General features: G+C 71.0%; 19 protein-coding genes and 1 riboswitch. Of the genes, 13 read left to right on the forward strand and 6 right to left on the reverse strand.

Annotated elements, in window-relative coordinates; translation table 11 throughout:
• The first annotated feature begins 245 nt into the window (after window positions 1–245).
• The 5 genes from ileS to R4I43_RS06405 all read left to right on the forward strand — a co-directional run bounded on the left by ileS (window position 246) and on the right by R4I43_RS06405 (window position 7,007).
• Window positions 246–3,398, forward strand: a complete 3,153-nt coding sequence (gene ileS / locus R4I43_RS06385; RefSeq protein WP_324264571.1) for an isoleucine--tRNA ligase — start codon at window positions 246–248, stop codon at window positions 3,396–3,398.
• 145 nt (window positions 3,399–3,543) lie between these two features.
• A riboswitch (SAM riboswitch) is annotated at window positions 3,544–3,659 on the forward strand.
• A 34-nt stretch (window positions 3,660–3,693) separates the two neighbouring features.
• Complete coding sequence (locus R4I43_RS06390; protein WP_324264572.1) at window positions 3,694–5,016, forward strand: aminotransferase class V-fold PLP-dependent enzyme; 1,323 nt, start codon at window positions 3,694–3,696, stop codon at window positions 5,014–5,016.
• A 125-nt stretch (window positions 5,017–5,141) separates the two neighbouring features.
• A complete protein-coding gene (lspA, locus tag R4I43_RS06395) occupies window positions 5,142–5,753 on the forward strand; it encodes a signal peptidase II (RefSeq protein ID WP_324264573.1) in 612 nt (203 codons plus the stop codon).
• A gap of 41 nt (window positions 5,754–5,794) precedes the next feature.
• Window positions 5,795–6,679 (forward strand): RluA family pseudouridine synthase, encoded by an 885-nt coding sequence (locus R4I43_RS06400; protein WP_324264654.1) that lies wholly within the window; start codon window positions 5,795–5,797, stop codon window positions 6,677–6,679.
• A 46-nt stretch (window positions 6,680–6,725) separates the two neighbouring features.
• Window positions 6,726–7,007, forward strand: coding sequence for a hypothetical protein (locus R4I43_RS06405; RefSeq protein WP_324264574.1), 282 nt, complete (start codon window positions 6,726–6,728; stop codon window positions 7,005–7,007).
• Window positions 7,008–7,217: 210 nt separating this feature from the next.
• Here the strand turns inward: R4I43_RS06405 and R4I43_RS06410 are convergent, their stop codons facing one another.
• Window positions 7,218–8,144 (reverse strand): AsnC family protein, encoded by a 927-nt coding sequence (locus tag R4I43_RS06410; protein WP_324264575.1) that lies wholly within the window; start codon window positions 8,142–8,144, stop codon window positions 7,218–7,220.
• A gap of 193 nt (window positions 8,145–8,337) precedes the next feature.
• Here R4I43_RS06410 and dnaE point away from each other — a divergent pair, with 193 nt between their 5' ends.
• From dnaE to R4I43_RS06425, 3 genes are all read left to right on the forward strand, one after another.
• Window positions 8,338–11,922: a DNA polymerase III subunit alpha gene (gene dnaE / locus R4I43_RS06415; RefSeq protein ID WP_324264576.1), complete on the forward strand. Its 3,585-nt coding sequence runs from the start codon at window positions 8,338–8,340 to the stop codon at window positions 11,920–11,922.
• A gap of 108 nt (window positions 11,923–12,030) precedes the next feature.
• Window positions 12,031–13,248, forward strand: coding sequence for a cytochrome P450 family protein (locus R4I43_RS06420; RefSeq protein ID WP_324264577.1), 1,218 nt, complete (start codon window positions 12,031–12,033; stop codon window positions 13,246–13,248).
• 73 nt (window positions 13,249–13,321) lie between these two features.
• Entirely contained in the window at window positions 13,322–14,560 is a 1,239-nt protein-coding gene (locus R4I43_RS06425) for a cytochrome P450 family protein (protein ID WP_324264578.1), read from the forward strand.
• A gap of 101 nt (window positions 14,561–14,661) precedes the next feature.
• Here R4I43_RS06425 and R4I43_RS06430 read toward each other — a convergent pair whose 3' ends face one another.
• The gene (locus R4I43_RS06430; RefSeq protein WP_324264579.1) at window positions 14,662–16,632 is read right to left on the reverse strand and encodes an arabinofuranosyltransferase; all 1,971 of its coding nucleotides are present in this window, start codon (window positions 16,630–16,632) and stop codon (window positions 14,662–14,664) included.
• A 194-nt stretch (window positions 16,633–16,826) separates the two neighbouring features.
• Here R4I43_RS06430 and R4I43_RS06435 point away from each other — a divergent pair, with 194 nt between their 5' ends.
• Window positions 16,827–17,438 (forward strand): DUF2567 domain-containing protein, encoded by a 612-nt coding sequence (locus R4I43_RS06435; protein ID WP_324264580.1) that lies wholly within the window; start codon window positions 16,827–16,829, stop codon window positions 17,436–17,438.
• Window positions 17,439–17,442: 4 nt separating this feature from the next.
• On the opposite strand, the gene R4I43_RS06440 is transcribed toward R4I43_RS06435, so the two are convergent.
• From R4I43_RS06440 to R4I43_RS06450, 3 genes are read right to left on the reverse strand one after another with little or no spacing between them, the layout of a single operon-like run.
• A complete protein-coding gene (locus R4I43_RS06440; RefSeq protein ID WP_324264581.1) occupies window positions 17,443–18,222 on the reverse strand; it encodes a hypothetical protein in 780 nt (259 codons plus the stop codon).
• Window positions 18,223–18,262: 40 nt separating this feature from the next.
• A complete protein-coding gene (locus R4I43_RS06445) occupies window positions 18,263–18,940 on the reverse strand; it encodes an LON peptidase substrate-binding domain-containing protein (protein ID WP_324264655.1) in 678 nt (225 codons plus the stop codon).
• Window positions 18,941–18,986: 46 nt separating this feature from the next.
• On the reverse strand, window positions 18,987–19,637 hold the full coding sequence (locus R4I43_RS06450; protein WP_324264656.1) for an NUDIX hydrolase: 651 nt from the start codon (window positions 19,635–19,637) through the stop codon (window positions 18,987–18,989).
• 150 nt (window positions 19,638–19,787) lie between these two features.
• Here R4I43_RS06450 and nadA point away from each other — a divergent pair, with 150 nt between their 5' ends.
• The 4 genes from nadA to R4I43_RS06470 all read left to right on the forward strand — a co-directional run bounded on the left by nadA (window position 19,788) and on the right by R4I43_RS06470 (window position 24,350).
• On the forward strand, window positions 19,788–20,801 hold the full coding sequence (nadA, locus tag R4I43_RS06455; RefSeq protein WP_324264582.1) for a quinolinate synthase NadA: 1,014 nt from the start codon (window positions 19,788–19,790) through the stop codon (window positions 20,799–20,801).
• The gene (locus R4I43_RS06460; RefSeq protein ID WP_324264583.1) at window positions 20,798–22,396 is read left to right on the forward strand and encodes an L-aspartate oxidase; all 1,599 of its coding nucleotides are present in this window, start codon (window positions 20,798–20,800) and stop codon (window positions 22,394–22,396) included. The genes nadA and R4I43_RS06460 overlap by 4 nt, the downstream gene beginning before the upstream one ends.
• A complete protein-coding gene (gene nadC / locus R4I43_RS06465; RefSeq protein WP_324264584.1) occupies window positions 22,393–23,241 on the forward strand; it encodes a carboxylating nicotinate-nucleotide diphosphorylase in 849 nt (282 codons plus the stop codon). The genes R4I43_RS06460 and nadC overlap by 4 nt, the downstream gene beginning before the upstream one ends.
• Before the next feature lie 206 nt (window positions 23,242–23,447).
• Window positions 23,448–24,350: a CPBP family intramembrane glutamic endopeptidase gene (locus R4I43_RS06470; RefSeq protein WP_324264585.1), complete on the forward strand. Its 903-nt coding sequence runs from the start codon at window positions 23,448–23,450 to the stop codon at window positions 24,348–24,350.
• On the opposite strand, the gene R4I43_RS06475 is transcribed toward R4I43_RS06470, so the two are convergent.
• On the reverse strand, window positions 24,314–25,105 hold the full coding sequence (locus tag R4I43_RS06475) for a carbon-nitrogen hydrolase family protein (protein WP_324264586.1): 792 nt from the start codon (window positions 25,103–25,105) through the stop codon (window positions 24,314–24,316). The two genes, R4I43_RS06470 and R4I43_RS06475, sit on opposite strands and share 37 nt — an antisense overlap.
• Window positions 25,106–25,176: the final 71 nt, after the last annotated feature.

The following is a 25,176-nucleotide window of genomic DNA, read 5'->3' on the forward strand; positions in this document are numbered from 1 at the left end:
CGAGATCCCGGTACTCTGTAAGGACCAGGCGTTGATCCGGCCATCACCGGGGAGCCTCCGGAAGAACGGGTGCCCCCGGGTGCCTCAGTAGAACCGGACGGGTCCGGCCCGTGACAGCCGGCAATCGAGTGGCCGTCGGCGTTCTCGCCGTCGGCAAGCGGGGTGGTACCGCGGTGCCCGGTGCGTCCGGGAGTCGTCCCCGTCCTCCAGGGCGGCAACGACACATTGCGAGGAGCAGCTCCGCGATGGCATACCCCAAGGTTTCCTTTGGCGCGTCCGACGAGCGCGGCGTGGCGGCCCAGCCCGCGTTCCCGGCGATCGAACGCCAGGTGCTGGACTTCTGGGCCGACGACAAGACCTTCCGCGCCTCCATCGACGCGCGCGAGGCCGGCCACAACGGCTCGAACGAGTACGTCTTCTACGACGGTCCGCCGTTCGCCAACGGCCTGCCGCACTACGGCCACCTGCTCACCGGCTACGTCAAGGACGCGGTCCCGCGCTACCAGACGATGCGCGGCAAGCGCGTCGAGCGCCGGTTCGGCTGGGACACCCACGGCCTGCCCGCCGAGGTCGAGGCCGAGAAGCAGCTCGGCATCACCTCGAAGGCCGAGATCGACAGCATGGGCATCGCCGCGTTCAACGAGGCGTGCAAATCCTCCGTGCTGCGCTACACCGCCGAGTGGGAGGACTACGTCACCCGCCAGGCGCGCTGGGTGGACTTCGAGAACGACTACAAGACGCTCGACCTGGACTACATGGAAAGCGTCATGTGGGCGTTCAAGACCCTGTGGGACAAGGGGCTGGTCTACGAGGGCTACCGGGTGCTCTGGTACTGCTGGCGCTGCGAGACGCCGCTGTCGAACACCGAGACCCGCATGGACGACGGCTACCGGCCGCGCCAGGACCCGGCCGTGACGGTCGGCCTGCGGCTGACCGCGCCGGGGCAGGAGCTCGACGGCGCGCTGGCGCTGGTGTGGACGACGACCCCGTGGACGCTGCCGTCCAACCTGGCCGCAGCCGTGCACCCCGACGTCGACTACGCGCTGGTCGCGCCCGCGCAGAGCACCGAGCGCTACCTGCTCGCCGAGGCGCGCCTGCCGGCCTACGCCCGCGAGCTCGGCGAGGACGTCGCCGACCGGGTCGTGGCCCGCTACAAGGGCTCCGACCTGCTGGGCACCTGCTACCAGCCGCCGTTCGACTTCTTCGTCGGCCGCGACAACGCCCACCAGGTGCTGGCCGCCGACTACGTCACCACCGACGACGGCACCGGGATCGTGCACATCGCACCGGCTTTCGGTGAGGACGACAAGCTGGTGACCGACGCCGCCGACATCGTTCCGGTCGTGCCGGTCGACGCGCACGGCAGGTTCACCGCCGAGGTGCCGCCGTACGAGGGCCAGCAGGTCTTCGACGCGAACAAGAACATCATCCGGGACCTCAAGGAGCGCGGCCTGCTGCTGCGCCACGAGACCTACGACCACCAGTACCCGCACTGCTGGCGCTGCGACAACGCGCTGATCCAGCGCGCGGTGTCGTCCTGGTTCGTGGCCGTGAGCCAGTTCAAGGACCGGATGGTCGAGCTCAACAAGCAGATCAACTGGGTTCCCTCGCACATCCGCGACGGCCAGTTCGGCAAGTGGCTGGAGAACGCCCGCGACTGGAACATCTCGCGCAACCGGTACTGGGGCTCGCCGATCCCGGTGTGGTGCTCGGACAACCCCGAGTACCCGCGCACCGACGTCTACGGCTCGCTGGACGAGCTCGAACGCGACTTCGGGGTGCGGCCGACGAACCTGCACCGCCCGGAGATCGACGAGCTGACCCGGCCCAACCCGGACGACCCGACCGGGCAGTCCACCATGCGCCGGGTGCCGGAGGTGCTGGACTGCTGGTTCGAGTCGGGCTCGATGCCGTTCGCGCAGGTCCACTACCCGATGGAGAACGCCGAGTGGTTCGAGCACCACTTCCCGGGCGACTTCATCGTGGAGTACCACGGGCAGACCCGCGGCTGGTTCTACACGCTGCACGTGCTGGCCACGGCGCTGTTCGACCGGCCCGCGTTCAGCAACGTGGTGGCGCACGGCATCGTGCTGGGCCACGACGGTCTGAAGATGTCGAAGTCCAAGAAGAACTACCCGGACGTCAACGAGGTCTTCGACCGCGACGGTTCCGACGCGATGCGCTGGTTCCTGATGTCGAGCCCGATCCTGCGCGGCGGCGATCTGGTCGTCACCGAGCGCGGCATCCGGGACGCGGTGCGCCAGGCGGTGCTGCCGCTGTGGAACTCCTGGTACTTCCTGGCGCTCTACGCCAACGCCGAGGGCGTCAGCGGTGAGTTCCGCACCGACAGCAAGCACGTGCTGGACCGCTACGTGCTGGCCAAGACCCACGAGCTGGTCGGCGACGTGCAGTCGGCGATGGACTCGCTGGACCTGGCCACGGCGACCGCGAACGTGCGGGAGTTCCTGGAGGTGCTGACGAACTGGTACGTGCGCCGTTCCCGGGACCGGTTCTGGGCGGGCGACAAGGACGCGATCGACACCCTGCACACCGTGCTGGAGGTGACCTGCCGGGTCGTGGCGCCGCTGCTGCCGCTGACCGCCGAGGCGGTGTGGCGCGGGCTCACCGGTGGCCGTTCGGTGCACCTGGCCGACTGGCCGCTGGTCGACGAGCTGCCGGCGGACGCCGCGCTGGTGTCGGCGATGGACCAGGTGCGCCAGGTCTGCTCCTCGGCGCTGGCGCTGCGCAAGTCCAACAAGCTGCGGGTCCGGCTGCCGCTGGCCGGGCTGGTGGTGGCCACGCCGGAGGCCGAGTCGCTGCGCCCGTTCGCGGACCTGATCACCGACGAGGTCAACGTCAAGGGCCTGGAGCTGAGCTCCGACGTCGCCGCGCACGGTCGCTTCGAGATCGCGGTCAACGCCCGCGCGGCCGGTCCGCGGCTGGGCAAGGACGTGCAGAAGGTGATCAAGGCCGTCAAGTCCGGTGATTGGCACCGCAGCGGGTCCACTGTGGTCGCCGCGGGCGTCGAGCTGCAGGACGGCGAGTTCACCGAGCGGCTGGTCTCGACCGACTCCGGCGCGGCTGCGGCGCTGCCGGGTGGCGACGGGCTGGTCGTGCTGGACACCGAGGTCACGCCGGAGCTGGCCGCCGAGGGCCTGGCCCGCGACGTGGTCCGGGTGATCCAGAACGCCCGCAAGGACGCCGGTTTCGAGGTCTCGGACCGGATCGAGGTCGTCGTCGAGGCGCCGGCCGAGGTCGGCGAGGCGGTCGAGGCGCACCGCGAGTTCATCGCGGGCGAAACGCTCGCGGACTCGGTCGTACCGGGCGACGCGGGCGACGTCGCGGCCGGCGCGGTCGGCGACGGCGTGGAGGTCAAGGTCGCGGTGTCCCGCGTCTGACCCCGCTTCTGCGCGACGAGGCCCCGGGAGTTCGCTCTCGGGGCCTCGTCGTCGCCAGGGGCTGCTGGCGGACGTCGTCGCGGTGCCCACGGAGTGGGACGGTGTTGTCGCGGGGTGGACCCGGGCGCTAACTTTTCGCCCCGAAGGTCATGAGCGCCAGCGTCAAGCCCCGGCTTGCTGGCCGGCAACCCTCCTACCGCGGTGGGGTGCCCCGGGTGAGGACCTGGCCGGTCGCGCAGCGCGGCCCGGCAAGCGCGGGCCCGCCGAGGGCCCTCGAGGCCCCGGGAGGGTCGCGATGTCTTCAGCCGTCATCGATGTTCCGAGCCAGTCGGTCGCCGTGCCCGGCGTCGTCGGAGCCGGACTGCGCGTTCCGCTGGTCACCGGAGGTGTGGCGAGCTACGCCAACCTCGATCACGCGGCCAGCGCGCCCTGCCTGTCGGCCGTGCGCGACGCGGTGGACGAGCTGCTGCCGTACTACGCCAGCGTGCACCGGGGAGCCGGGTTCGCCTCGCAGGTCTGCACCCGCGTCTACGAGGGCGCGCGGCAGGTGCTGCTGGACTTCACCGGAGCCCGCCAGGGCGACGAGGTCGTGTTCACCCGCAACACCACCGACGCCCTGAACCTGCTGGCCTCGGCCGTGCCGCGAGGGGCCTCGGTGGTGGTGTTCGACACCGCGCACCACGCCGCGCTGCTGCCCTGGCGCAACGTCCGCCGCATCTCCGCTCCGCAGAGCCCGGCCGACGCCGTCGCCGCCCTGGACGCGGCGCTGGCCGAATGCCCGGAGGGGCCCAGGCTGGTCGTGCTCACCGGCGCCTGCAACGTCACCGGCGAGCTGTGGCCGGTGGCCGAGCTCGCCCGCGTCGCCCGCCGCCGGGGAGCCCGCACCGTGCTGGACGCCGCGCAGCTCGCCCCGCACCGGCCGATCCGGCTCGCCGAGCTCGACGTCGACTACGCCGCGCTGTCCGGCCACAAGCTCTACGCGCCCTTCGGCGCCGGGGCGCTGATCGGCCGCGCCGACTGGCTCAACGCCGCGGACCCGCACCTCGCCGGTGGCGGTGCGACGCGCGTGGTCAACGAGCGCGCGGTCAGCTGGACCACCGGTCCCGAGCGGCACGAGGCCGGCTCGCCCAACACCGTCGGCGTGCACGCGCTGGCCACCGCCTGCCGCACCTTCACCACCCGCTGGGAGGGCGTGGTCGAGCACGAGTCGTCGCTGCTGGGCCGCCTGCGCGCGGGCTTGGCGGAGGTCCCCGGGCTGCGCGAGCTGAGCCTGTTCGGACCGGAGCACGACCGGGTCGGGGTCGTCAGCTTCACCATCGACGTCCAGGACCCGGGCCTGATCGCCGCCGCGCTGTCGGCCGAGCACGCCATCGGCGTCCGCGACGGCCTGTTCTGCGCCCACCTCGGCACCAAGAACCTGCTGGCCAAGGCGGGTTCGGACGCCGAGCGCGCGCTGCGCGTCAGCATCGGCCTCGGCACCACGACCGAACACGTCGACCGCCTCGTCGCGGCCCTGAAGTCCCTGGTCAGCGAGGGCCCCGCGACGAGCTACCGGCAGGTGGGCGGCCGCTGGGAGCCCGCCGACGACCAGCGCCCCCTCCCGCCGTTCCTGCCCTGACCGTTCGAATTTCGCGCGAAGTTCGAGGGGGGAGTTGGGGGGTGGGAATTTCGGCGGAAATAGGACAGGCCCGGGGCGGAGGTCCTGGTGCGCCGGTGGTCGTCCGGGTCGGGGACAATGACGGGGTGAGCACCGAGCAACCCCCTCCTGAGCAGGCGGCCTCCGCGCCGGAGCCCGCCGAGACGAACCCGGCCTCCGACGCCCCGAAGGGCGGGTCGGGGAAGCTGCTGGCGCTGCTGTTCGGGGTGGCCGCGGTGGGGCTGGCCCTGGACGTGGTCACCAAGATCGCCGTGGTCGCCAACCTCGAGGGCAACCCGCCGGTGAGGGTGCTCGGCGGCCTGTTCTACCTCGACGTGCTGCGCAACCCCGGTGCCGCGTTCTCGATGGCCACCGGCATGACCTGGCTGCTGGCGCTGCTGGCCATCGCCGTGGTCGGCGTGATCGTGTGGCTGGCGCCGAAGCTGCGCTCGCCCGGCTGGGCCGTCGGCCTCGGCTTGGTGCTCGGCGGCGCCTGCGGCAACCTCGGCGACCGGCTGTTCCGCGCGCCCGGGCCGCTGCAGGGCCACGTGGTGGACTTCCTGTCCTTCCTGGCGCCCGGCGGCCACGTGTTCCCGGTGTTCAACGTCGCCGACAGCTGCATCACCTGCGGCGGCGCTCTCGTGGTGCTGCTGTCGCTGCTGGGCCGCGACTTCGACGGGACGATCCACCGCAAGCAGAAGAAGGCCGACAAGTCGTGAGCGAACTCCGAACCCTCCCGGTGCCCGAGGGCTTGGACGGCATGCGGATCGACGCCGGCCTGTCCAAGCTGCTCGGCCTGTCCCGCAACGCCGTCGCCGGGCTCGCCGAGGCGGGCGACGTGCTGGTCGACGGCAGCCCCGCGGGCAAGTCGGACCGCCTGATCGCCGGCTCCTGGCTGGAGATCACCCTCCCGGCCGCCGAGCAGCCGCTGCAGGTCGTGGCGGTGCCGGTCGAGGGCCTCAAGATCCTGCACCAGGACGACGACATCGTCGTGGTCGACAAGCCGATCGGCGTGGCCGTGCACCCCAGCCCCGGCTGGGAGGGCCCGACCGTGGTCGGCGGCCTGGCCGCGGCGGGCGTGTCGATCGCCACCTCGGGTGCCGCCGAGCGCCAGGGCGTGGTGCACCGCCTCGACGCGGGCACCACCGGCGTGATGGTGGTGGCCAAGAGCGAGCACGCCTACACGGTGCTCAAGCGCGCCTTCAAGGAGCGCACCGTGGAGAAGCGCTACCACGCCGTCGTGCAGGGCCTGCCCGATCCGAGCCGGGGCACCATCGACGCCCCGATCGACCGTCACCCGCGGCACGACTACAAGTTCGCGGTGGTCACCGGCGGCAAGCCGAGCATCACCCACTACGAGACGGTGGAGGCCTTCCGCGCCGCGTCGTTGATCGACGTCAAGCTGGAAACCGGCCGCACGCACCAGATCCGGGTGCACTTCTCGGCGATCAAGCACCCCTGCGTCGGCGACCTCACCTACGGCGCCGACCCGGTGCTGGCGCGGCGACTGGCCATGACCAGGCAGTGGCTGCACGCGCGGAGCCTGTCCTTCGAGCACCCCTCGGGCGGCTGGGTGTCGTTCGAGAGCGAGTACCCGGACGACTTGCAGCGCGCGCTGGACGAATTGCGCGATCAGGACGGCTAGAGCGGGTACCGTGGTGATCGGTTCGGCGCGCGACGAAGGGGGTCCGATGGCTCAGGAATTTCAAGGATCGGACACACCGACTCCGCCACGCGGCCTGCCGGTCATCGACCCGCAGGCCGACCTGGACACACCGCCGGAGGGGCTCAACAGCCTCGGTGACGTGATCAGCGCTCAGGACGTGGGCCCGGCAACGCCCTCGGTCATCGGCGAACCCGAGCCCGAGCGCCCCCGCGACGACGCCGGCGACTGGCCGACGCTGCAGTACCGCAGCAAGCAGCGCCCGGAGAAGCCACGCCGAGGCCCCCTGGACTTCTTCCGCCGCGACTGAGCTTGTTGGTGGTCGTCTTGCGTGGCGGTGCGGGTGGCGGAACCTGAGCGGCTCCGTGGACTCCGCGCGCCGCTCCTTGGTCCAATACGCGGCGTCACGGCGTGCTCGCCACGAAGCCGCTCAGAAATCCCCCGCAGGGGAGGGCACCGCGGTGCCAGCTGCCAGGGCGGTGAAAGAGAATGCGGCTCCGCCGCATGCTTCAACAGATTCCTAGAGCTCGGTGATGTCCCAGAGCAGCGTGCGCTGCTGATCGCCGGGCTGCGGCGTCCAGCGCACGGCGGTGAGCTCGGTGGATTCCGGGAGCACGTAAACGGTGTGGCCGCCGGCGGTTTCGCCTGGTTGCACGCCCATCCGGTGCGGTGGGCGGGACGACATCGACACCGGCGCCTTGGTCACCGGTGAGCCGTCCTTGGCGATCAGCTCGAGGTACATGTCGGGCAGCGACGGGAACGGCACCTGGCCGTGGTTGGTCAGCTCGGTGTGCACCACGACGGAGCGCTCACCGGGCTTGAGCTCGTAACCGGCGGCGGTGTACAGGAAATCCGCCGGGTCGACGACCTCGATGAGCTGGATGCTGATCCGCTCGCCCGACACGCCGTGCACGTCGAGCTTGGTGCCGACCTTGCCGGTCGTGGCCGGGGCCTGCGCCGGAACGGGTGCGGGCTGGTCGCCGCGTGCCCACGCTGCCGAGCCGGGCGGACCCCAGGTGCTCATCGGCGGCTGCGGGGCGACCGGCTGCTGCGGGTGGGGCGTCGGGTACGGCCCGGAGACCGGGTGCGGCCCGGAGACCTGATAGGGCCCGGAAACGGGGTGCGGACCGGAGACCGGGTGGGGGCCGGAAACCTGGTGGGGACCGGACATCGGGTGCGGCCCGCTGTACTGGGCCGCCTGCTGGGGACCGCTGGCGGCGTTCTGCGCGGCCCACTGCTGAGCTGCGGCAACGGCGTTGCGGATGCCCTGCTGATCGCATTCCACGCCGACGATCAGCGGCAGTCCGGTGGTGGACAGGGCGGCGAGTCGCGCGCCGACCTCGCGCACGTCCATGCCGAGCCGGCCGGCGATGTCCGGGACCGCCGCCCGGCCCATCTCTGCGACGACGCTCAGCAGTCGCACGTCCACGGGATCAGGGCCAGTCACGTCGTGCCACGCTACCCGGTCGAGCGGGCGCGTGCGTGCGAGGCACGAGTTCCCGACACCGACGCGACCTGCGCATGACCTCCGACACGCCGGGCGTGGGCGACCCCGGACGGCGGCGCGGGGAAACGCCTGTCCAGTCGGTGGCCGGAGTTAGGCTGCAGCTCTCGAATCCCGCCGCGAAGGAGTGCTTCTCGTGTCCGTCGACCCCTTCGTCCACCTCCACGTGCACACCGAGTACTCCATGCTCGACGGTGCGGCGAAGGTCGGTGCGCTGTTCGCCGAGGCGAAGCGGCTCGAGATGCCCGCGGTCGCCATGACCGACCACGGAAACATGTTCGGCGCGGACGAGTTCTACCAGCAGGCCCGCAAGACCGGCATCAAACCGATCATCGGCATCGAGGCGTACCTGGCGCCGGAGAGCCGGTTCCACAAGAAGCCGGTGTTCTGGGGCGAGGCCAAGCAGCGGGGCACCGACGAGTTCGGCGAGGGCGGTGACGTCTCCGGTGCCGGTGCCTACACGCACATGACGATGTTCGCCCGCAACGCCACCGGTCTGCGGAACCTGTTCACGTTGTCCAGTCGCGCGAGCTTCGAGGGCATGTACCGCAAGCCGCGCATGGACAAGGAGCTGATCAGCGAGCACGCGGAAGGCATCATCGCGACGACCGGGTGCCCGTCCGGCGAGGTGCAGACGCGGTTGCGGCTGCGGCAGTTCGACAAGGCGCTGCAGGCGGCGGCGGAGTACCAGGAGATCTTCGGCGAGGAGAACTTCTTCCTGGAGCTGATGGACCACGGGCTGCCGATCGAGCGGTCCGTGCGCGAGGGCCTGCTGGAGATCTCCGAGAAGCTGGGCATCCCGCCGGTGGCCACCAACGACAGCCACTACGTGACGGTCGACCAGGCCGATTCGCACGGCGCGCTGCTGTGCGTGCAGTCGGGCAAGACGCTGTCCGACGACAGCCGGTTCAAGTTCGACGGTGACGGCTACTACCTCAAGTCCGCCGAGGAGATGCGCGCGTACTGGGACTCCGAGGTCCCGGGCGCGGCGGACAACACGCTGCTGGTGGCCGAGATGGTGGAGTCCTACGAGGACGTCTGGTCCTTCCAGGACCGGATGCCGCGCGTGACCGACGGCAGCGGCAAGTCCGAGCGGGAGCTGCTGGAGGCCGAGGTCGAGCAGTACCTGCCGACCCGCTACCCGGACGGCCCGAGCCAGGAGTGCCTGGAGCGGGTCAAGACCGAGCTCGACGTGCTCGACACCAAGGGCTACTGCGCGTACTTCCTGGTGGTCGGCGACCTGACCCGGTGGGCGAAGTCGCAGGGCATCCACGTCGGACCGGGCCGCGGGTCGGCCGCGGGTTCGCTGCTGGCCTACATCTTGCACATCACCAACCTGGACCCGCTGGAGCACGGCCTGATCTTCGAGCGGTTCCTGAACCCGGAGCGCGACTCCCCACCGGACATCGACCTCGACTTCGACGACCGCCGGCGCGACGAGGTGCTGCAGTACGCGATCAACAAGTACGGCCGGGACAAGGTCGCCCAGGTCATCACCTTCGGCAAGATCAAGACCAAGGCGGCGATCAAGGACGCCGCCCGCGTCCACCACGGTCAGCCGGGCTTCGCGATCGCCGACCGGATCTCCAAGGCGCTGCCGCCGCCGATCGCGGCCAAGGACATCCCGCTGTCGGGCATCGTCGACCCGCAGCACGAGCGCTACGCCGAGGCCGCCGAGGTCCGCTCGCTGATCGAGACCGACCCGTCGGTGTCGCAGATCTTCGCCACCGCGCGGGGTCTGGAAGGCCTGATCCGCAACGCCGGTGTGCACGCCTGCGCGGTGATCCTCTCCTCGCAGCCGCTGATGGGCACGGTGCCGCTGTGGGCGCGCGACGACGGGTCGATCATCACCGGCTGGGACTACCCGTCGTGCGAGGCCATCGGCCTGCTCAAGATGGACTTCCTGGGCCTGTCCAACCTCACGATCCTCGGCGACGCGCTGGAGATGGTGAAGGACAACCACGGCCTGGAGATCGACCTGTCCAAGCTCGGGCTGGACGACGCCAAGACCTACCAGCTGCTGGCGCGCGGCGAGAGCCTGGGCGTGTTCCAGCTCGAAGGCGGCGGCATGCGCGAACTGCTCAAGCGCATGCAGCCCACCGAGTTCGGCGACGTGGTGGCGGCGAACGCGCTGTACCGGCCGGGCCCGATGGAGGTCAACGCGCACCTGGACTACGCGGACCGCAAGAACGGCAAGAAGCCGGTCGAGCCGATCCACCCCGAGCTCGACGAGCCGCTGAAGGACATCCTGGCCGAGACCTACGGCCTGATCGTCTACCAGGAGCAGATCATGGCGATCGCGCAGAAGGTCGCCGGTTACAGCCTCGGTCGAGCCGACATCCTGCGCCGGGCGATGGGCAAGAAGAAGAAGGAGGTCCTGGACCAGGAGTTCGAGGGCTTCCAGGCCGGGATGCGGGACCAGGGCTTCTCCGACGAGGCCATCGACAAGCTGTGGGCGACGGTCCTGCCCTTCGCCGGCTACGCGTTCAACAAGTCGCACGCGGCCGGGTACGCCCTCGTGGCGTACTGGACGGCGTACCTCAAGGCCAACCACCCGGCCGAGTACATGGCCGCGCTGCTGACCTCCAACGGCGACAACAAGGACAAGATGGCCGTCTACCTGGCCGAGTGCCGCCGGATGGGGGTGCGCGTGCTGTCGCCGGACGTCAACGACTCCAAGGACACCTTCGCCGCGGTCGGCGGGGACATCCGCTTCGGCATGAGCGCGATCCGCAACGTCGGTTCGAACGTGGTGGCCTCGATCGTCAAGACCCGCGAGCAGCAGGGCCGCTACACCTCGTTCTCCGACTTCCTGGACAAGTCGGAGATCCTGGCCTGCAACAAGCGGGTCATCGAATCGCTGATCAAGGCGGGCGCCTTCGACTCGCTGCAGCACACCCGGATGTCGCTGTCGCAGCACCACGAGGCCGCGGTGGACGCAGTGATCGGGCTCAAGCGGCAGCAGGCGATGGGCCAGTTCGACCTCTTCGGAGCCGACGACTCCGACGCCGCGGCCGAGGCGTCACCGCTGGCGCACCTGAAGTTCACCGACGAGGAGTGGCCGCGCAAGCAGCTGCTGGCCTACGAGCGGGAGATGCTGGGCCTGTACGTCTCGGCGCACCCGCTCGACGGCGCGCAGCGGCTGCTGGCGCCGTACCAGGACACCGGGATCGCCGAGCTCGTCGGCGGCGAGCGGGAGACCGGCAGCGGCAAGGACCAGATCAAGATCGCCGGGATGATCTCGGGGATCCAGCGGCGCATCAACAAGAACGGTCACCCGTGGGCGATCGTGACGCTGGAGGACCTCGACGCCAGCGTGGAGGTGCTGTTCTTCCCCAAGTCCTACGAGATGTTCGCCGACTGCCTGGTGGAGGACACCGCGCTGGCGGTCAAGGGCCGGATCAACGAGCGCGAGGGCACCATCAGCGTGTTCGCCTCCGACGCGGTCCCGGTCGACATCTCGGCCGCCGAGGGCGAATCGGGTGCGGATTCGGCGTTCGTGATCAAGGTTCCGGTGGGCAAGGTGGACCAGTCGCTGGTCAACGAGCTCAAGCGGACGCTGCAGGCGCACGCCGGGACGACCCCGGTGCACCTGCAGCTGCAGGGCTCGCGCGGCACCACGCGGCTGGCGCTGTCCAGCGACTTCTTCGTCTCGACGGAGAACGGGCTGCAGGGCGAGCTCAAGGGCTTGCTCGGGGCGGGGTGCTTCGAACTGGCGTGATTCGTCGAGTTTGTGGTTGAGAGTGCCCTCAGTCCGGTGTGACAAGCCGTTGTGAACGGTGTTCACTGGCTTGGAGGGTCTCCTACCCGCCTACCCGGAGGAAGCTCCATGCCCACCACTGAGGCGCGCACCGAACCGGTCGCCTTCGACAGCGAATTCGTCTCGAACCTCTACGACAAGTACGGCCAGATCCGTTCCGCCACACCGGTTCAGCGCATGATCACCCCGCACGGGCTGCCGGTGTGGACGATCACGCGCTACGACGACGCCAAGGCCGCGCTGACCGATCCGCGCCTGGCCAAGGACTTCCGCCGCAGCCGCGAGGTCATCGTGTCCAAGACGGGCGGCTCGGGGCGTCCCTTCAACACCGACGACCTCAGCGAGCAGATGCTCAACCTGGACCCGCCGGACCACACCCGGTTGCGGAAGCTGGTGGTCAAGGCCTTCACCGCGCGCCGCATCGAGGCGCTGCGCCCGCGCATGGAGGAGATCACCGCAGCGCTGCTCGACCGCGTCGACGCCGCCGGTGAGGTCGACCTGCTCGACGCCCTCGCGTTCCCGCTGCCGATCCAGGTGATCTCCGAGCTGCTGGGCGTCGACGAGAGCAGGCGCGACGACTTCCGGCACTGGACCAACACGCTGCTCGACGCCTCCGACGACGAGTCGAGGGCGAAGGCGGGCACCGAGATGGCGGCCTACCTCGTCGAGCTCCTCGCCGCCAAGCGGCAGCGGCCGGGCGATGATCTGCTCACGGCGTTGATCGAGGTGTCGGAGGACGAGGACCGGCTCAGCGAGACCGAGCTGATCTCGATGGTGTTCCTGCTGCTGGTGGCCGGGCACGAGACCACGGTCAACCTGATCGGCAACGGGGTGCTGGCGCTGCTGCGCAACCCGGAGCAGTGGGCTGCGCTCGTCGCCGACCCCGGGCTCGTGACCGGTGCGGTGGAGGAAGCGCTGCGCTTCGACGGCCCGGTGATGCACGGGACGTTCCGGCACACCACCGAGGCCGTGACCATCGGCGACGTGGAGATCCCGGCCGGCGAGATCGTGTGGGTGGGCCTGGCCTCGGCCAACCACGACCCGCAGAAGTTCCCGGAACCGGAGAAGTTCGACATCAGCCGGGACAGCCACGGGCACCTGTCGTTCGGGCACGGCATCCACTTCTGCCTGGGCGCGCAGCTGGCCCGCATGGAGGCCCAGATCGCGCTGCGCCAGCTCGCCGAGCGCTTCCCCGGCCTGCGAGCGGGCGGCGACCTCGACGACGTCGAGTGGCGCTTCTCCACCCTCATCCACGGGCTGCAGCGGCTGCCGGTCCGATTGCAGTAGTTCCCCGGTTTGCCCGGCGCGGGTCGGTGTGGGCGCGGTTTACTGGAACGACGTCTCGTGGATGGGGGTTTCCATGACCGCGCACACCGACCCGGTCCCGTTCGACTCCGGGTTCGTGCAAGACCTGCACGCCCGCTACGCGGAGCTGCGTGAGGCAGGACCGGTGCACCGGCTGGTCAACGACAGCGGTCTGCCGGTGTGGGTGGTGACCCGCTACTCCGATGCCCGCGCGCTGCTGGCCGATCCCCGGCTGGGCAAGGACGCGCAGACCATCTTCCGGCTGGTCATGGACCGGTTCGCGCCCGACGCCGAGCGGCCGGAGGCCGAGGACGGCAGGTTCGCGGGCGCCGGGTTCGACATGCACATGCTCAACATGGATCCGCCGGACCACACCCGGCTGCGCAAGCTGGTGGTCAAGGCCTTCACCGCCCGCCGGATCGAGGAGCTCCGCCCGCGGATCGAGCAGATCAGCGAGGAGCTGCTGACCGCGATGGCCGGTGAGTCCGAAGTGGACTTCCTGGACGCGTTCGCCTTCCCGCTGCCGATCCGGGTGATCTGCGAACTGCTCGGCGTGGACGAGAGCCGCCGCGACGACTTCCGGGACTGGACCAACAAGCTGCTCGACGACATCGACGCCGAAGCCTCCGCGCAGGCCGCCGGGGACATGGCGCAGTACCTGACCGAGCTCCTCGCCGCCAAGCGGCAGCGGCCGGGCGATGATCTGCTCACGGCGTTGATCGAGGTGTCGGAGGACGAGGACCGGCTCAGCGAGGCCGAGCTGATCTCGATGGTGTTCCTGCTGCTGGTGGCCGGGCACGAGACCACGGTCAACCTGATCGGCAACGGGGTGCTGGCGCTGCTGCGCAACCCGGAGCAGTTCGCCGCGCTGCGGGCGAACCCGGACCTCGTGGACGGTGCGGTCGAGGAGATGCTGCGGTTCGACGGGCCGCTCATGCACACGACGTTCCGCTTCACCACCGAGCCGATCACGATCGGCGAAACCGTCATCCCCGCAGGCGAATTCGTGTGGGCGGGGCTCGCCGCCGCCAACCGCGACCCGGAGCGCTTCCCGGAAGGCGATTCCTTCGACGTCACCCGCGACCCCCACGGGCACCTGGCCTTCGGGCACGGCATCCACTTCTGCCTCGGCGCTCCGCTGGCGCGGATGGAAGCGCAGATCGCGCTGCGCGGCCTGCTCGCGCACTTCCCGGACCTGGAGCTGGGCACGGCCCCGGAGAACCTCGCGCGGCGCAACTCCAGCCTCATCCACGGGCTGCGAGACCTGCCGGTCCGCCCCGCGCCTCTTTCGTGAGGACGAGGCGAACCCACCGCGAGGCGCCTCTCGACGACCTGACGACCGGCGCGCTCGACGGCGTGGTGGTCACCCGGTGAGCGGCCCGCCCGGTCGCCGGATCAGCGCAGCGCGATGATCGTGTACGGGCCGACGTCGCGCTTGACGAAGGCCGGCGAGTCGAAGACCGCGCGGTCGAAGTGGACGTAGTAGTCGCGGACGTTCGGGTTCTGCGGGAACGCGTCGCCCTTGAGCTGCAACGCGAGATCGCCCTCGTGCTCCGGCGGAGCCTCCACGGTGGAGTACCGGCTCTGCGGGTTGTGGAGGACGAACACGTTGGGGCTGGCGAACTTCGAGCTCCGGAGCATCGTCAGCAGTTCGTCGCTGCTCTTGGCCTCCGTCCAGCGCTCCACCTCGGCCGCCCGGTCGCCGTAGTCGGCCAGCGGGTTGGCGTAGTGCGGGGTCTCCTGCTGGAAACCCCAGTACGGCTGGAACGACATCAGCTTGTAGTCGGTGCTCAGCAGCACGTTCTGGTCGGGCTCGCGACCGGTGAGGGCCGCGACCGCGCGGATCTCGTCGTCGAACCACGAACCCGGCTGCTGCGGATCCTTCTGGCCCTTGGCGTTGTCGCCCGTCGGGTAGTAGTCGGTGTAGGCCTGCTCGGTGTAGCCCAGCAGCTTGTCGTTGATCGCCTCCTGGCTGACGTCCACCGCGCCGACCAGGCCCAGCGCGCAGGCGACGAGGGTGATCTGCACGCCGTACCGCGGGTCGATCTTCTTCCGCAGGTAGCCGATGAGCTCCAGCAGCCCGAGCACGCCGGCGACCGGCAGGACCAGGTCCAGCACGACGTTGAGCCGGAAGGCCAGCAGCGTGGTCTTGGCCAGCAGCGCGAGCGTCGACAGGGCGAACCAGCCGTAGATCGCCAGCACGACCACCAGCATCGAGGCGGCGATCTCGCTGTGGCGGAAGCGCAGCAGCAACCACACGAAGCCCACCAGGCACAGCGCGCCGAACGCGGACGCCTCGGCCATCGGCACCGGCAGGAACGCGCCGTCCTCGGGCAGGTAGTGCTGCGCTGCGCTGCGCGGGTTGTCCAGCAGGAACTTCGTGGAGATCAGGTAGGGCAACCACACCAGCAGCGCGATGACCAGGCTGACCAGGCCGATCGGGAGCAGCCGCAGGAACAGCTGCTTGAACACCGCGCCGGCCGCGTCGCCCCGCCGGACCCGTTCGACGCCGGTGATCAGCGCCATCAGCACGATCACCGCGACCGCGAAGCCGAAGTGCAGCGTGTAGGTGATCGCCGCGAAGCCGACGAAGCCGCCGATGCAGATCAGCGTCCAGCGCGGCGGGCCGTCGGCCAGCCGCAGCGCGCGCCAGGCCAGCACGGCCACCGGCAGCAGCCACGCCGCCGACGGCCAGGCGTAGGGCTCCACGATGCCGTGCAGCATGCCCGACAGCGCGGTCACGACGGCGACGAGCACGGCGAGCCGGCGGCGCAGCACCACGCTCCACAGCGTGAACGCCACGACCGTGGTCACCGCCACCCAGCACAGCGCGTAGAGCTTGTAGGCCGCCCAGCCCTCCCAGCCCAGGAGGTTGGCGAACCGGCCGCCGAGCCAGAACCAGCCGCTGGGGTAGTAGGGCGCGGTGTCGGCGTAGTTCATGTCCGCGAGGCCCAGCGTGGAGGCCATGCGCGTCATCAACTGCATGCGGAAGCCGTTGTCGGTGGAGGATCCGCCGTAGTAGAAGCGCGTCGACTGCAGCGGGATGGCCAGCGACAACGTGCTGAAGGCGCTCAGCGCCACCCACGTGGCCACGACCTTGCCCCAGCGGCCGATGCGCGTCGCGCGGTACCCGAAGGCCAGCAGCACGAACACGGCCGCCAGCACCAGGCTGCTGCTGAGCATCGTCAGCGCCTCGGGTGCGTAGCTGGGTTCGCTGATGCTCAGGCGCGCGGCGGCGAACTGCAGCACCATGCTCACCGCCACGGCGACGGCGGAGCCGCCCAGCAGTTCGGCTACGGTGTTGCGCAACGGGAGCCGGACGACCGAGGCCTGCCGCGGCTCGTCGATCGGGCTCGGTCCGGTCAACTGGGGAGACGGCAGGATTCCCACCACTTCACTCGTCCTTCGGCGTAGCCGACATGAGGGCTCGCGCAGAATAGTTGATGTGCGCCCCGCGCCTGCCCATCGGGTGACTGGGACGGGTGCGAGGAAACGCTATGGTGGCCGGAAAATTTCGCAAGCCGGACTGGTGGCGGCGAACGCGAGGAGGAGGTCGGCGGGTGTCCGACAGCCCAGTGGACGATTCGGGTACGACGCGTGCCCTCCCGGAGCGGATCGAGCCCGAGGAGGCGGCGCTGCTCCCGCTCCTGGCACCGCCCAAGCCGAAGGTCGTGGTCAAGGCCGACCTGCTGCCCGCGATCAGCGCGATCTCGCTCGTCTCGTTGCTGGGGTTGCCGGTGGGGTGGTTGTGGTCCCGGTTGGCGCCGCCGCAGGAGAGCGTGCTGGGCCAGGGCGGTTCGGTGACCCCGCTGCTGGTGGAGAGCTACCACGAGTTCGACGGCATCGCGATCTTCACGCTGCTGACGTTCGCCGCGGGCCTGCTCACCGCCGCGGTGCTGTGGCGGATCCGCGGCAGGCGCGGCCCGGTCATGCTGATCGGCGGCGCGCTGGGTTCGCTGGTGGCGTCCTGGCTGGGCATCCAGATGGGCGGTTCGTTCGCGTCCGGGCTCTACCCGATGCCGCCGAACCCGCAGCTCGGCGACCTGATCACGATCGCCCCGGAGGTCACCACGAAGTGGGTGCTGGTGGCCATGCCGCTGGCCCTGTCCCTCGGCTACGGCATCGCCACGTCGTGGAACGGCTTCGACGACCTGGGGCGACGCCTGAAGTAGGCGCTCACCGGGGACGCAGCGAGGCGCTGAGCCGGTCGAGGACCGCGGCGCTGACCGCGCCGGGGACGTCCTGGTCGGCGGCGGTGACGAAGACGACCGAGCTCGTGCCGTCGCTGTTGGTGGCCACGACGGCGACCGCGACGGAACGGGCGTCGCAGCCCGCCGGGGCGGGCAGGGTCACCCGCGCGTTGACGCGCGTGGCCGGGACACCGCCGGTGAGCTGGAGCTGTTCGGGCGGGGACTGCTCGACGACCGGTGGGACGCCGTCGCGGGTGAAGGCGTGGCCGATGAACGTCCTGAGGGTCTCGTCGGCGACCGCGGCGTTGTCGGGTCCGAGCCGGGCGCTGGCGCCGGCCATCGCGCGGAAGCTGTTGTCGTCCCCCGGGCAGAAACCCAGCTGCTGGTGCGCCACCCCGGTCAGGGTGACCGCGTCGGCCGGTGGGCCGACGGCGTGCACGTCCTCCGGGTTCGGGTCGACCTCCCAGTCCGGCGGCACGTCGTAGGCTGCCTGCCGCTTCGGCACCGCGACCGCCTGCCAGCCGAGCACGACGGGCTCGATCTCGGGCGTGGTCGCGAGCGGAGCGGGTGGGGCGGGCGCCGCTCGGCGGTCCCGCAGCTCGATCACGACGATCGCCGCCATCGCGCCGATCAGCACGACCGCGCCGAGCACGATCGCGGTGATCAGCCACCCGCGCCTCTTCCGGCGAGGGGGCTCGGGCTGCTGGAACGCACCGAAACCCCGGTACTGCTGCCGGGGGTCCCACGGGCCACCAGGTGTGGACATGCGCCGATCCTAGATCGCCGAGACCCCCTACCGCCCCCTGCTAGTTCAGGCTCGGTTGCTGGGCGAACTCGGCGAGCGGTGCGGGGACGGCGCGCAGCTCGCGGAGGAACTCGGCTTCCCGGAGCAGCAGCTTGCGCACGTTGCGCAGCCGGATCAGCGGGTCGGTCTCCTCCAGCAGGTCCTGGCGGTCTTCCGCGGTGAGCACGCAGTCGTCGGCCAGCAGGTACGACAGATCGGCCGACTCGGCGTCCTCGCCGGGAACCTCGCGGGGGTCGTTGCGCATGCCCGAGGCGTGGTAGCGCTGGTGGGCGTCGCGGGCGGCGGCGGTCAGCCGTTCGCGACGGCCGGGCGTGTCGGGTTCCGGGGCGGTGTCGGGCAGCCACTGCACCCGTGCCAGCAGGTAGGGCGCGGATTCGCGGTCGATCTGCAGCAGCCGGAAGCGCCGTTCGCCGAAGGCGGTGACGTCGTAGCGGCCGCCGGGCAGCTGGCGGGCCTGGTCGAGCACCGCCGTGCAGCCGACGTCGTACATCGAGTCGACGTTGTCCTCGCCGACCTCCCAGCCCTGCCGGATGGTGACCACGCCGAACCGGCGGTCGGGCACGTCCTCGTTCAGCAGGTCCTGCACGAGCTCGCGGTAGCGCGGCTCGAAGATGTGCAACGGCAGCTGCCCGCCGGGCAGCAGCACGGACCCCAGCGGGAACAAAGGCAACGTGTCCAACACGCCCCCAAACTACTGAAGAAATTGATTCAGGACTCGTTCTGCCTCAGGACGGCGGCCGGAACACCGCGAAGGGGTCGGTGACCTGCAGGTCTCGTGAGGTGAAGCGGAACAGGGCGGGTGGCCTGCCGCCGGAGCGGCCGGCCGGCAGCGTGCGGCCGGTGGCCTCCAGCACGCCTCGGCGGGACAGCACGCGCTGCAGGTTCGTCGCCGCCACCTGGTAGCCGAGCGCCGCCGAGTAGATGCCGCGCAGCTCGGAGACGGTGAACTCGGCGGGGGCCAGCGCGAAGCCGATGTTGGTGTAGGAGAGCTTGGCGCGCAGCCGGTCTCGCGCGGCCAGCACGATCTCCTCGTGGTCGAAGGCCGTCGCGGGCAGGTCGTCGACCGGGAACCAGCGGGTGTCGGCGGGCACCTCGGGGTCGACGTCGGCGGGCACCAGGCACAGGAACGCGGTGGCGATCACCCGCCGGTCCGGCACCCGGCCGGGCGCGCTGAACACCGAGAGCTGCTCGACGTGGGAGAGCTTGTGCACGTCGACCTTCTCGGCCAGCTGCCGCCGGATCGATTCCTCCACGTCCTCGTCGTGGGCCAGCCAGCCCCGGGGGAGCGACCAGCGGTGCAGCGCAGGCTCCTTCGCGCGCTGCCAGAGCATCACCTGCAGCCGCTCGTCGCGGATCTGCAGGACTCCCGCGAGCACTTCGTGGCCTGCGTCTCTGCCATCGGCCGTGGTCTCGGTGTTACGATGTGGCACGTTTTCGATTCTAAGGCGAAAACCTCGGGGCCGTTGATCCGGGGTGGAATGCGGGGTCTCCGGCGCGTCCCGGAGCACCCCGGCGAGGAGGACGAGATGGCGACTGCGACGTGGCAGCGGACCGATGCCGGCTTCACCGGTGTCGAAGCCGACGCCGCCTGGGCCGAGGAGGTCCGGCGGCTGGCCGAGGAGCGCGACGCCGTGCTGCTGGCGCACAACTACCAGCTGCCCGAGATCCAGGACGTCGCCCACCACACCGGTGACTCGCTGGCGCTGAGCCGCATCGCTGCCAACAGCGACGCGAGCACGATCGTCTTCTGCGGCGTGCACTTCATGGCCGAGACCGCGAAGATCCTCGGCTCGGAGAAGACGGTGCTCATCCCCGACGAGCGGGCGGGCTGCTCGCTGGCCGACTCGATCACCGCCGAGCAGCTGCGCGCCTGGAAGGCCGAGCACCCGGGCGCGGTCGTGGTCTCCTACGTCAACACCACCGCGGACGTGAAGGCCGAGACCGACATCTGCTGCACCTCCTCCAACGCGGTGGACGTGGTCCGCTCGATCCCGGACGACCGCGAGGTGCTGTTCTGCCCGGACCAGTTCCTGGGCGCGCACGTCAGGCGCGAGACGGGCCGGGAGAACCTGCACATCTGGGCCGGTGAGTGCCACGTGCACGCCGGCATCAACGGGCCCGAGCTGGCCGAGCGCGCCGCGGCGTCGCCGGAGGCGGACCTGTTCATCCACCCCGAGTGCGGCTGCGCGACCTCCGCGCTCTACCTCGCGGGCGAGGGGACGGTGGAGCCGGAACGGGTGAAGATCCTCTCGACCGGCGACATGCTCACCGCCGCCAAGGAGACCGGCGCGACCTCGGTGCTGGTGGCCACCGAGGTGGGGATGCTGCACCAGCTTCGGCAGGCCGCACCGGAGATCGACTTCCGCGCGGTCAACGAGCGCGCCTCCTGCCGGTACATGAAGATGATCACCCCGGCCGCTCTGCTGCGCTGCCTGCGCGAGGGCGCCGACGAGGTGCACGTGCCCACCGACGTCGCCGATCGCGCGCGGGCCTCGGTGGAGCGGATGATCGCCATCGGCAAGCCGGGCGGTGGCGAGTGACCTGGGAAGCCGGTGCTGATCTGCTCGTGGTCGGCACCGGTGTGGCCGGGCTGACCGCTGCGCTGCGCGCCCGCGAGGCCGGGCTGCGGGTGCTGGTGGTGAGCAAGGACTTGGTGTCGGCGGGCAACACCGGCTGGGCGCAGGGCGGCATCGCCGTGGTCCGGGCCGACGAGCTCGATCCGGGCGACAGCCTGCACAAGCACGTCGAGGACACGCTGACCGCCGGGGTCGGCCTGTGCGCGCCGGAGGCGGTGCGCGAGATCCTCGCCGACGGGGCCGAGGCCATCGGCCGGTTGCGGGCGGCCGGGGCGGAGTTCGACGCCGCTGGTGGCGAGCTGGCGCGCACCCGCGAGGGCGGGCACCAGGCGTTCCGCGTGATCCACGCGGGTGGCGACGCCACCGGCGCCGAGGTGCAGCGGGCGCTGGTGGCGGCCGTGCGCGGCGGCGGGATCCCTGTGCTGGAGGAGCACTGCGTGGTCGAGCTGCTGCGCGGTGAGGGCGGTGCGATCGCCGGGGCGCTGGCGATGGATTCGCAGAGCCGCCCCGGTGTGCTGCACGCGCCCGCCGTCCTGCTGACCACCGGCGGCCTGGGGCAGCTCTACGCCGCCACGACCAACCCCGAGGTGTCCACTGCGGACGGTGTCGCGCTGGCGCTGCGGGCCGGTGCCGGGGTGGCGGACCTGGAGTTCGTGCAGTTCCACCCGACCGTGCTCTACGCCGCCGGTGAGGCGCGCGGACGCCGTCCGCTGGTGACCGAGGCGGTGCGCGGCGAGGGTGCGGTGCTGCTCGACGTGCGCGGCGAGCGGGTGATGGACGGGGTCCACCCGCTGGGCGACCTGGCCCCGCGCGACGTGGTGTCGGCGGCGATCACGCGGCGTGCCGCCGAGACCGGTGCCGAGCACGTCTTCCTGGACGCCACCGGGATCTCCGGGTTCGCCGAGCGGTTCCCGACCGTGCACGCCTCGTGCCGGGAGGCGGGGATCGACCCGCTGACCGAGCCGATCCCGGTGGCCAGCGCGGCGCACTACTCGTGCGGCGGCGTGGTGTCCGATGTGGATGGGCGAACGGCGGTGACCGGACTGTACGTCGCCGGGGAGGTGGCCTGCACGGGCCTGCACGGCGCGAACCGGCTGGCCTCCAACAGCCTGCTGGAAGGCCTGGTCGTGGGCGGCCGGGCCGCCTCGGCGGTGGCCAGGGACCTCGGTTGCGGCCTGCTGTCGCGCACGTCGGTGGGCGAGGTCGAGCCGCCCGCGTTCGCGGTCGTCGAGCGAGACCTGCTGCAGCGCACCATGAGCCGGCACGCGGGCATCGGCCGCAGCGAGGACGGCATGGCCGAGGCGTGCGCGGTGCTGGACCGCAGCTCCGTGGTCCGCCCGCTGCGGTCCCGGCAGGCGGTCGAGGACGCGTCGCTGACGCTGACCGCCCAGGCCCTGCTGGCCGCGGCCCGGCTCCGCGAGGAATCCCGCGGCTGCCACCGCCGCACCGACTTCCCGGACACCGACGACCTGCGCTGGCGGCGCAGCACCGTGCTCCGGCTGGACGCCTCGGGGTGGTTGATCCACGCCGAGACCGGAATTGCGAGGACAGCGGCATGACTTTCGACTTCGACGGCGCCCGCGAGATCGTCCGCACGGCGCTGGCCGAGGACCTGCGCCACGGCCCCGACGCCACCACCGAGGCCACGGTCGACCGGGACGCGGTCGCCGAAGCGGGCTTCAACACGCGCAAAGCCGGTGTGCTGGCGGGAATCCCGCTGGTGCGGCTGGTGCTCGACGAGGTGCTGGGCGCCGACGCCTACCAGGTGCTCGACGAGCGCGCCGACGGCGACCGGCTCGCTCCCGGCGACTGCGCGCTGCGCGTGAAGGCCCCGGTCCCAGGACTGCTCACCGCGGAGCGCACCGCCCTGAACCTGCTGACGCACCTCTCGGGCATCGCGACCGCGACGTCCTGGTGGGTCGACGCCGTGCAGGGCACGGGCTGCCGGATCCGGGACAGCCGCAAGACCCTGCCGGGCCTGCGCGACCTGCAGAAGTACGCGGTCCGCTGCGGTGGCGGCGTCAACCACCGGATGGGCTTGGGCGACGCGATCCTGATCAAGGACAACCACGTCGTCGCCGCGGGCTCCCCGTCCGCGGCCGTCCGGGCCTGCCGCGCCCGGTTCCCGGACCTCCCGATGGAGGTGGAGGTGGGCGACCTCGACGAGCTCGACGAGGTCCTCGCCGAGAACGTCTCGCTGGTCCTGCTCGACAACTTCACCCCCGAGGACTGCGCGGAAGCCGTGCGGCGGACCCGGGCGACCTCCCCGGGCACCGAACTCGAGTCCTCCGGCGGCCTCACCCTCGACGTGGCCCGGGCCTACGCCGACACCGGAGTCCACTACCTCGCGGTCGGGGCCCTGACCCACTCCTCCCCGTCCCTGGACCTCGGCCTGGACATGTGACCCGAAACCACCACCGCACCGTCCCCGACCAGGCACGACTCGCCCGACCGCGTGGAGGGATCCGAATTTCGCGCGAAGTTCGAGGCTTGAAGTTCGGCTTCGAACTTCGCGCGAAATTCGAAAAGTCCTGGTCCGGAGGCCTCGTGGCGGGTCGGCGGGCGGCGCTCCCGGTCCGGCATGATCAGGTGGAACGGGAGGTGTGCGTGGTGGCTTCTGCTCTGTTGGACGGCGCTCGGGTGGCGCGGCGGCCCACCGGTCCGGTGCTGGCGCTGCTGGTGGCCGTGGTGTGCCTGCTGGTGGGTCCCGCGGTCGTGACGTTGGCGCTGCTGCCGGTGTTCGGGATGTCGGCGCTGGCGTTGGTGGAAGGGCCGATGGGGCTCGGGACCCAGCTGGTGCTGCTGCTGAGCTTCCTCGGGGCCAGCGGTGTGCTGGCCGTCTGGGTGCTGGTCAAGGAGCGGCGTCCGCTGGCGAGCCTGGGGTTCTTCCCCGCTTCTCGGATCGGGGCGCACCTCGCGCTGGGCGCCGGGGTGGCGGTGCTGCTGCTGGCGGTGCCCGTGGTGGTGAACCTCGCGGGCGGGCAGTACCTGGTCGGACCGGTGCGGTTCGCGCAGGTGGGCGCGGTGTTGCTGGCCTTGGTGGGCTTCACCGCCCAGGCCTGCACCGAGGAGGTCGTCAGCCGCGGGTTCCTGCTGCAGGCCGCCTACCGGAAGTGGGGGCTGACCGCGGCGATCCTCTTCCAGGCGGTGGTGTTCGCGCTCCTGCACGGGTCCAACTTCGACGTCGGCGTGCTGCCCCTGATCAACGTCCTGCTGGTCGGACTGGTGCTGGGCCTGTGGGCGGTGGCCGAGGGCTCGCTGTGGGGCGTGTGCGCGTTCCACGTCGTGTGGAACTGGTGCCAGGGCAACGTGGCCGGGATCCAGGTGTCCGGGATGGACATCCAGGCCACCTTGCTGAGCCTCGACCCCGAACCGGGGTCCGCCGATCTGATCACCGGCGGCGGCTTCGGCGTCGAGGGCAGCATCATCACGACGTTCGTCCTGGTCGTGGCGACCGCGCTGGCGTTGCGGGTGGTTCAGAAGCGGCGGTTGGTGAGCACCGGGACGGCTTGACGGGCTCCTTCGACCGCTGCGGGGTCGATGTCGACGACCTTGACCGCGGGGTCGGCGCCGAGCTGGGCGTGGACGTGGCCGAGCGGGGTGGCCACCAGGCTGTGGCCGACGCCCGTGGGCGCCTTCCCCGAGGGTTCGCGGCCGATGCTACGCGGGTCGCCCTGGCCGCAGGCCACGATCCACGAGGTCGAGTCGAGCGCGCGGGCGCGCACCAGCAGCTCCCACTGCTCGACCTTGCCCTCGCCGGAACCCCACGACGCGGGCGTGACGATCACCGAGGCGCCCTCGTCGGCGAGCTTCTGGAACAGCCCGGCGAACCGGACGTCGTAGCAGGTGGTGAAGCCGATGCCGACGCCGTCGAGGGTGACCACGACCGGGTCGGTGCCGGGGGCGACGGTGCGGGACTCGGCGAAGCCGAAGGCGTCGAACAGGTGGATCTTGTCGTAGGAGGCGTCCAGGCCGCGGCCGGTGATCAGCAGCGTGTTGGTGACGCGGCCGTCGTCGGCGGGGGTGAACATGCCCACGACCACGGCGATTCCGGCTTCCTGGGCGAGGCGGCGGACCTCGGTGGCCCACGGCCCGTCGAGCGGCTCGGCCAGCGGTCCGAGCTTCACGCCGAAGCAGGCCATCGTGGCCTCCGGGAACACCGCCAGGTCGGCGCCTTCTTCGGCGGCCCGGCGGATGCCGTCGGCGACCAGCTCCAGGTTCGCCTCCGGATCCGGCCCCGACACGATCTGGCACAACGCGATCCGCATAACCACAACCATCCTTCGCCGACGTCTGTTCGGAAGTGGCGGAGCCACTTTCTCTTTTCGGTGAGCGCCTG

Origin of the sequence: Saccharopolyspora mangrovi (genome assembly GCF_035320975.1) — a bacterium.
Classification (GTDB): domain Bacteria; phylum Actinomycetota; class Actinomycetes; order Mycobacteriales; family Pseudonocardiaceae; genus Saccharopolyspora; species Saccharopolyspora mangrovi.

Excerpts from the sequence above, each read along its gene's own strand:
- ileS (WP_324264571.1), top strand. The coding sequence starts at position 246 with ATGGCATACCCCAAGGTTTCCTTTGGCGCGTCCGACGAGCGCGGCGTG.
- R4I43_RS06475 (WP_324264586.1), bottom strand. The coding sequence starts at position 25,105 with ATGCGGATCGCGTTGTGCCAGATCGTGTCGGGGCCGGATCCGGAGGCG.
- R4I43_RS06420 (WP_324264577.1), top strand. The coding sequence starts at position 12,031 with ATGCCCACCACTGAGGCGCGCACCGAACCGGTCGCCTTCGACAGCGAA.
- R4I43_RS06440 (WP_324264581.1), bottom strand. The coding sequence starts at position 18,222 with ATGTCCACACCTGGTGGCCCGTGGGACCCCCGGCAGCAGTACCGGGGT.
- nadA (WP_324264582.1), top strand. The coding sequence starts at position 19,788 with ATGGCGACTGCGACGTGGCAGCGGACCGATGCCGGCTTCACCGGTGTC.
- R4I43_RS06400 (WP_324264654.1), top strand. The coding sequence starts at position 5,795 with ATGCGGATCGACGCCGGCCTGTCCAAGCTGCTCGGCCTGTCCCGCAAC.
- R4I43_RS06405 (WP_324264574.1), top strand. The coding sequence starts at position 6,726 with ATGGCTCAGGAATTTCAAGGATCGGACACACCGACTCCGCCACGCGGC.
- nadC (WP_324264584.1), top strand. The coding sequence starts at position 22,393 with ATGACTTTCGACTTCGACGGCGCCCGCGAGATCGTCCGCACGGCGCTG.
- R4I43_RS06425 (WP_324264578.1), top strand. The coding sequence starts at position 13,322 with ATGACCGCGCACACCGACCCGGTCCCGTTCGACTCCGGGTTCGTGCAA.
- R4I43_RS06390 (WP_324264572.1), top strand. The coding sequence starts at position 3,694 with ATGTCTTCAGCCGTCATCGATGTTCCGAGCCAGTCGGTCGCCGTGCCC.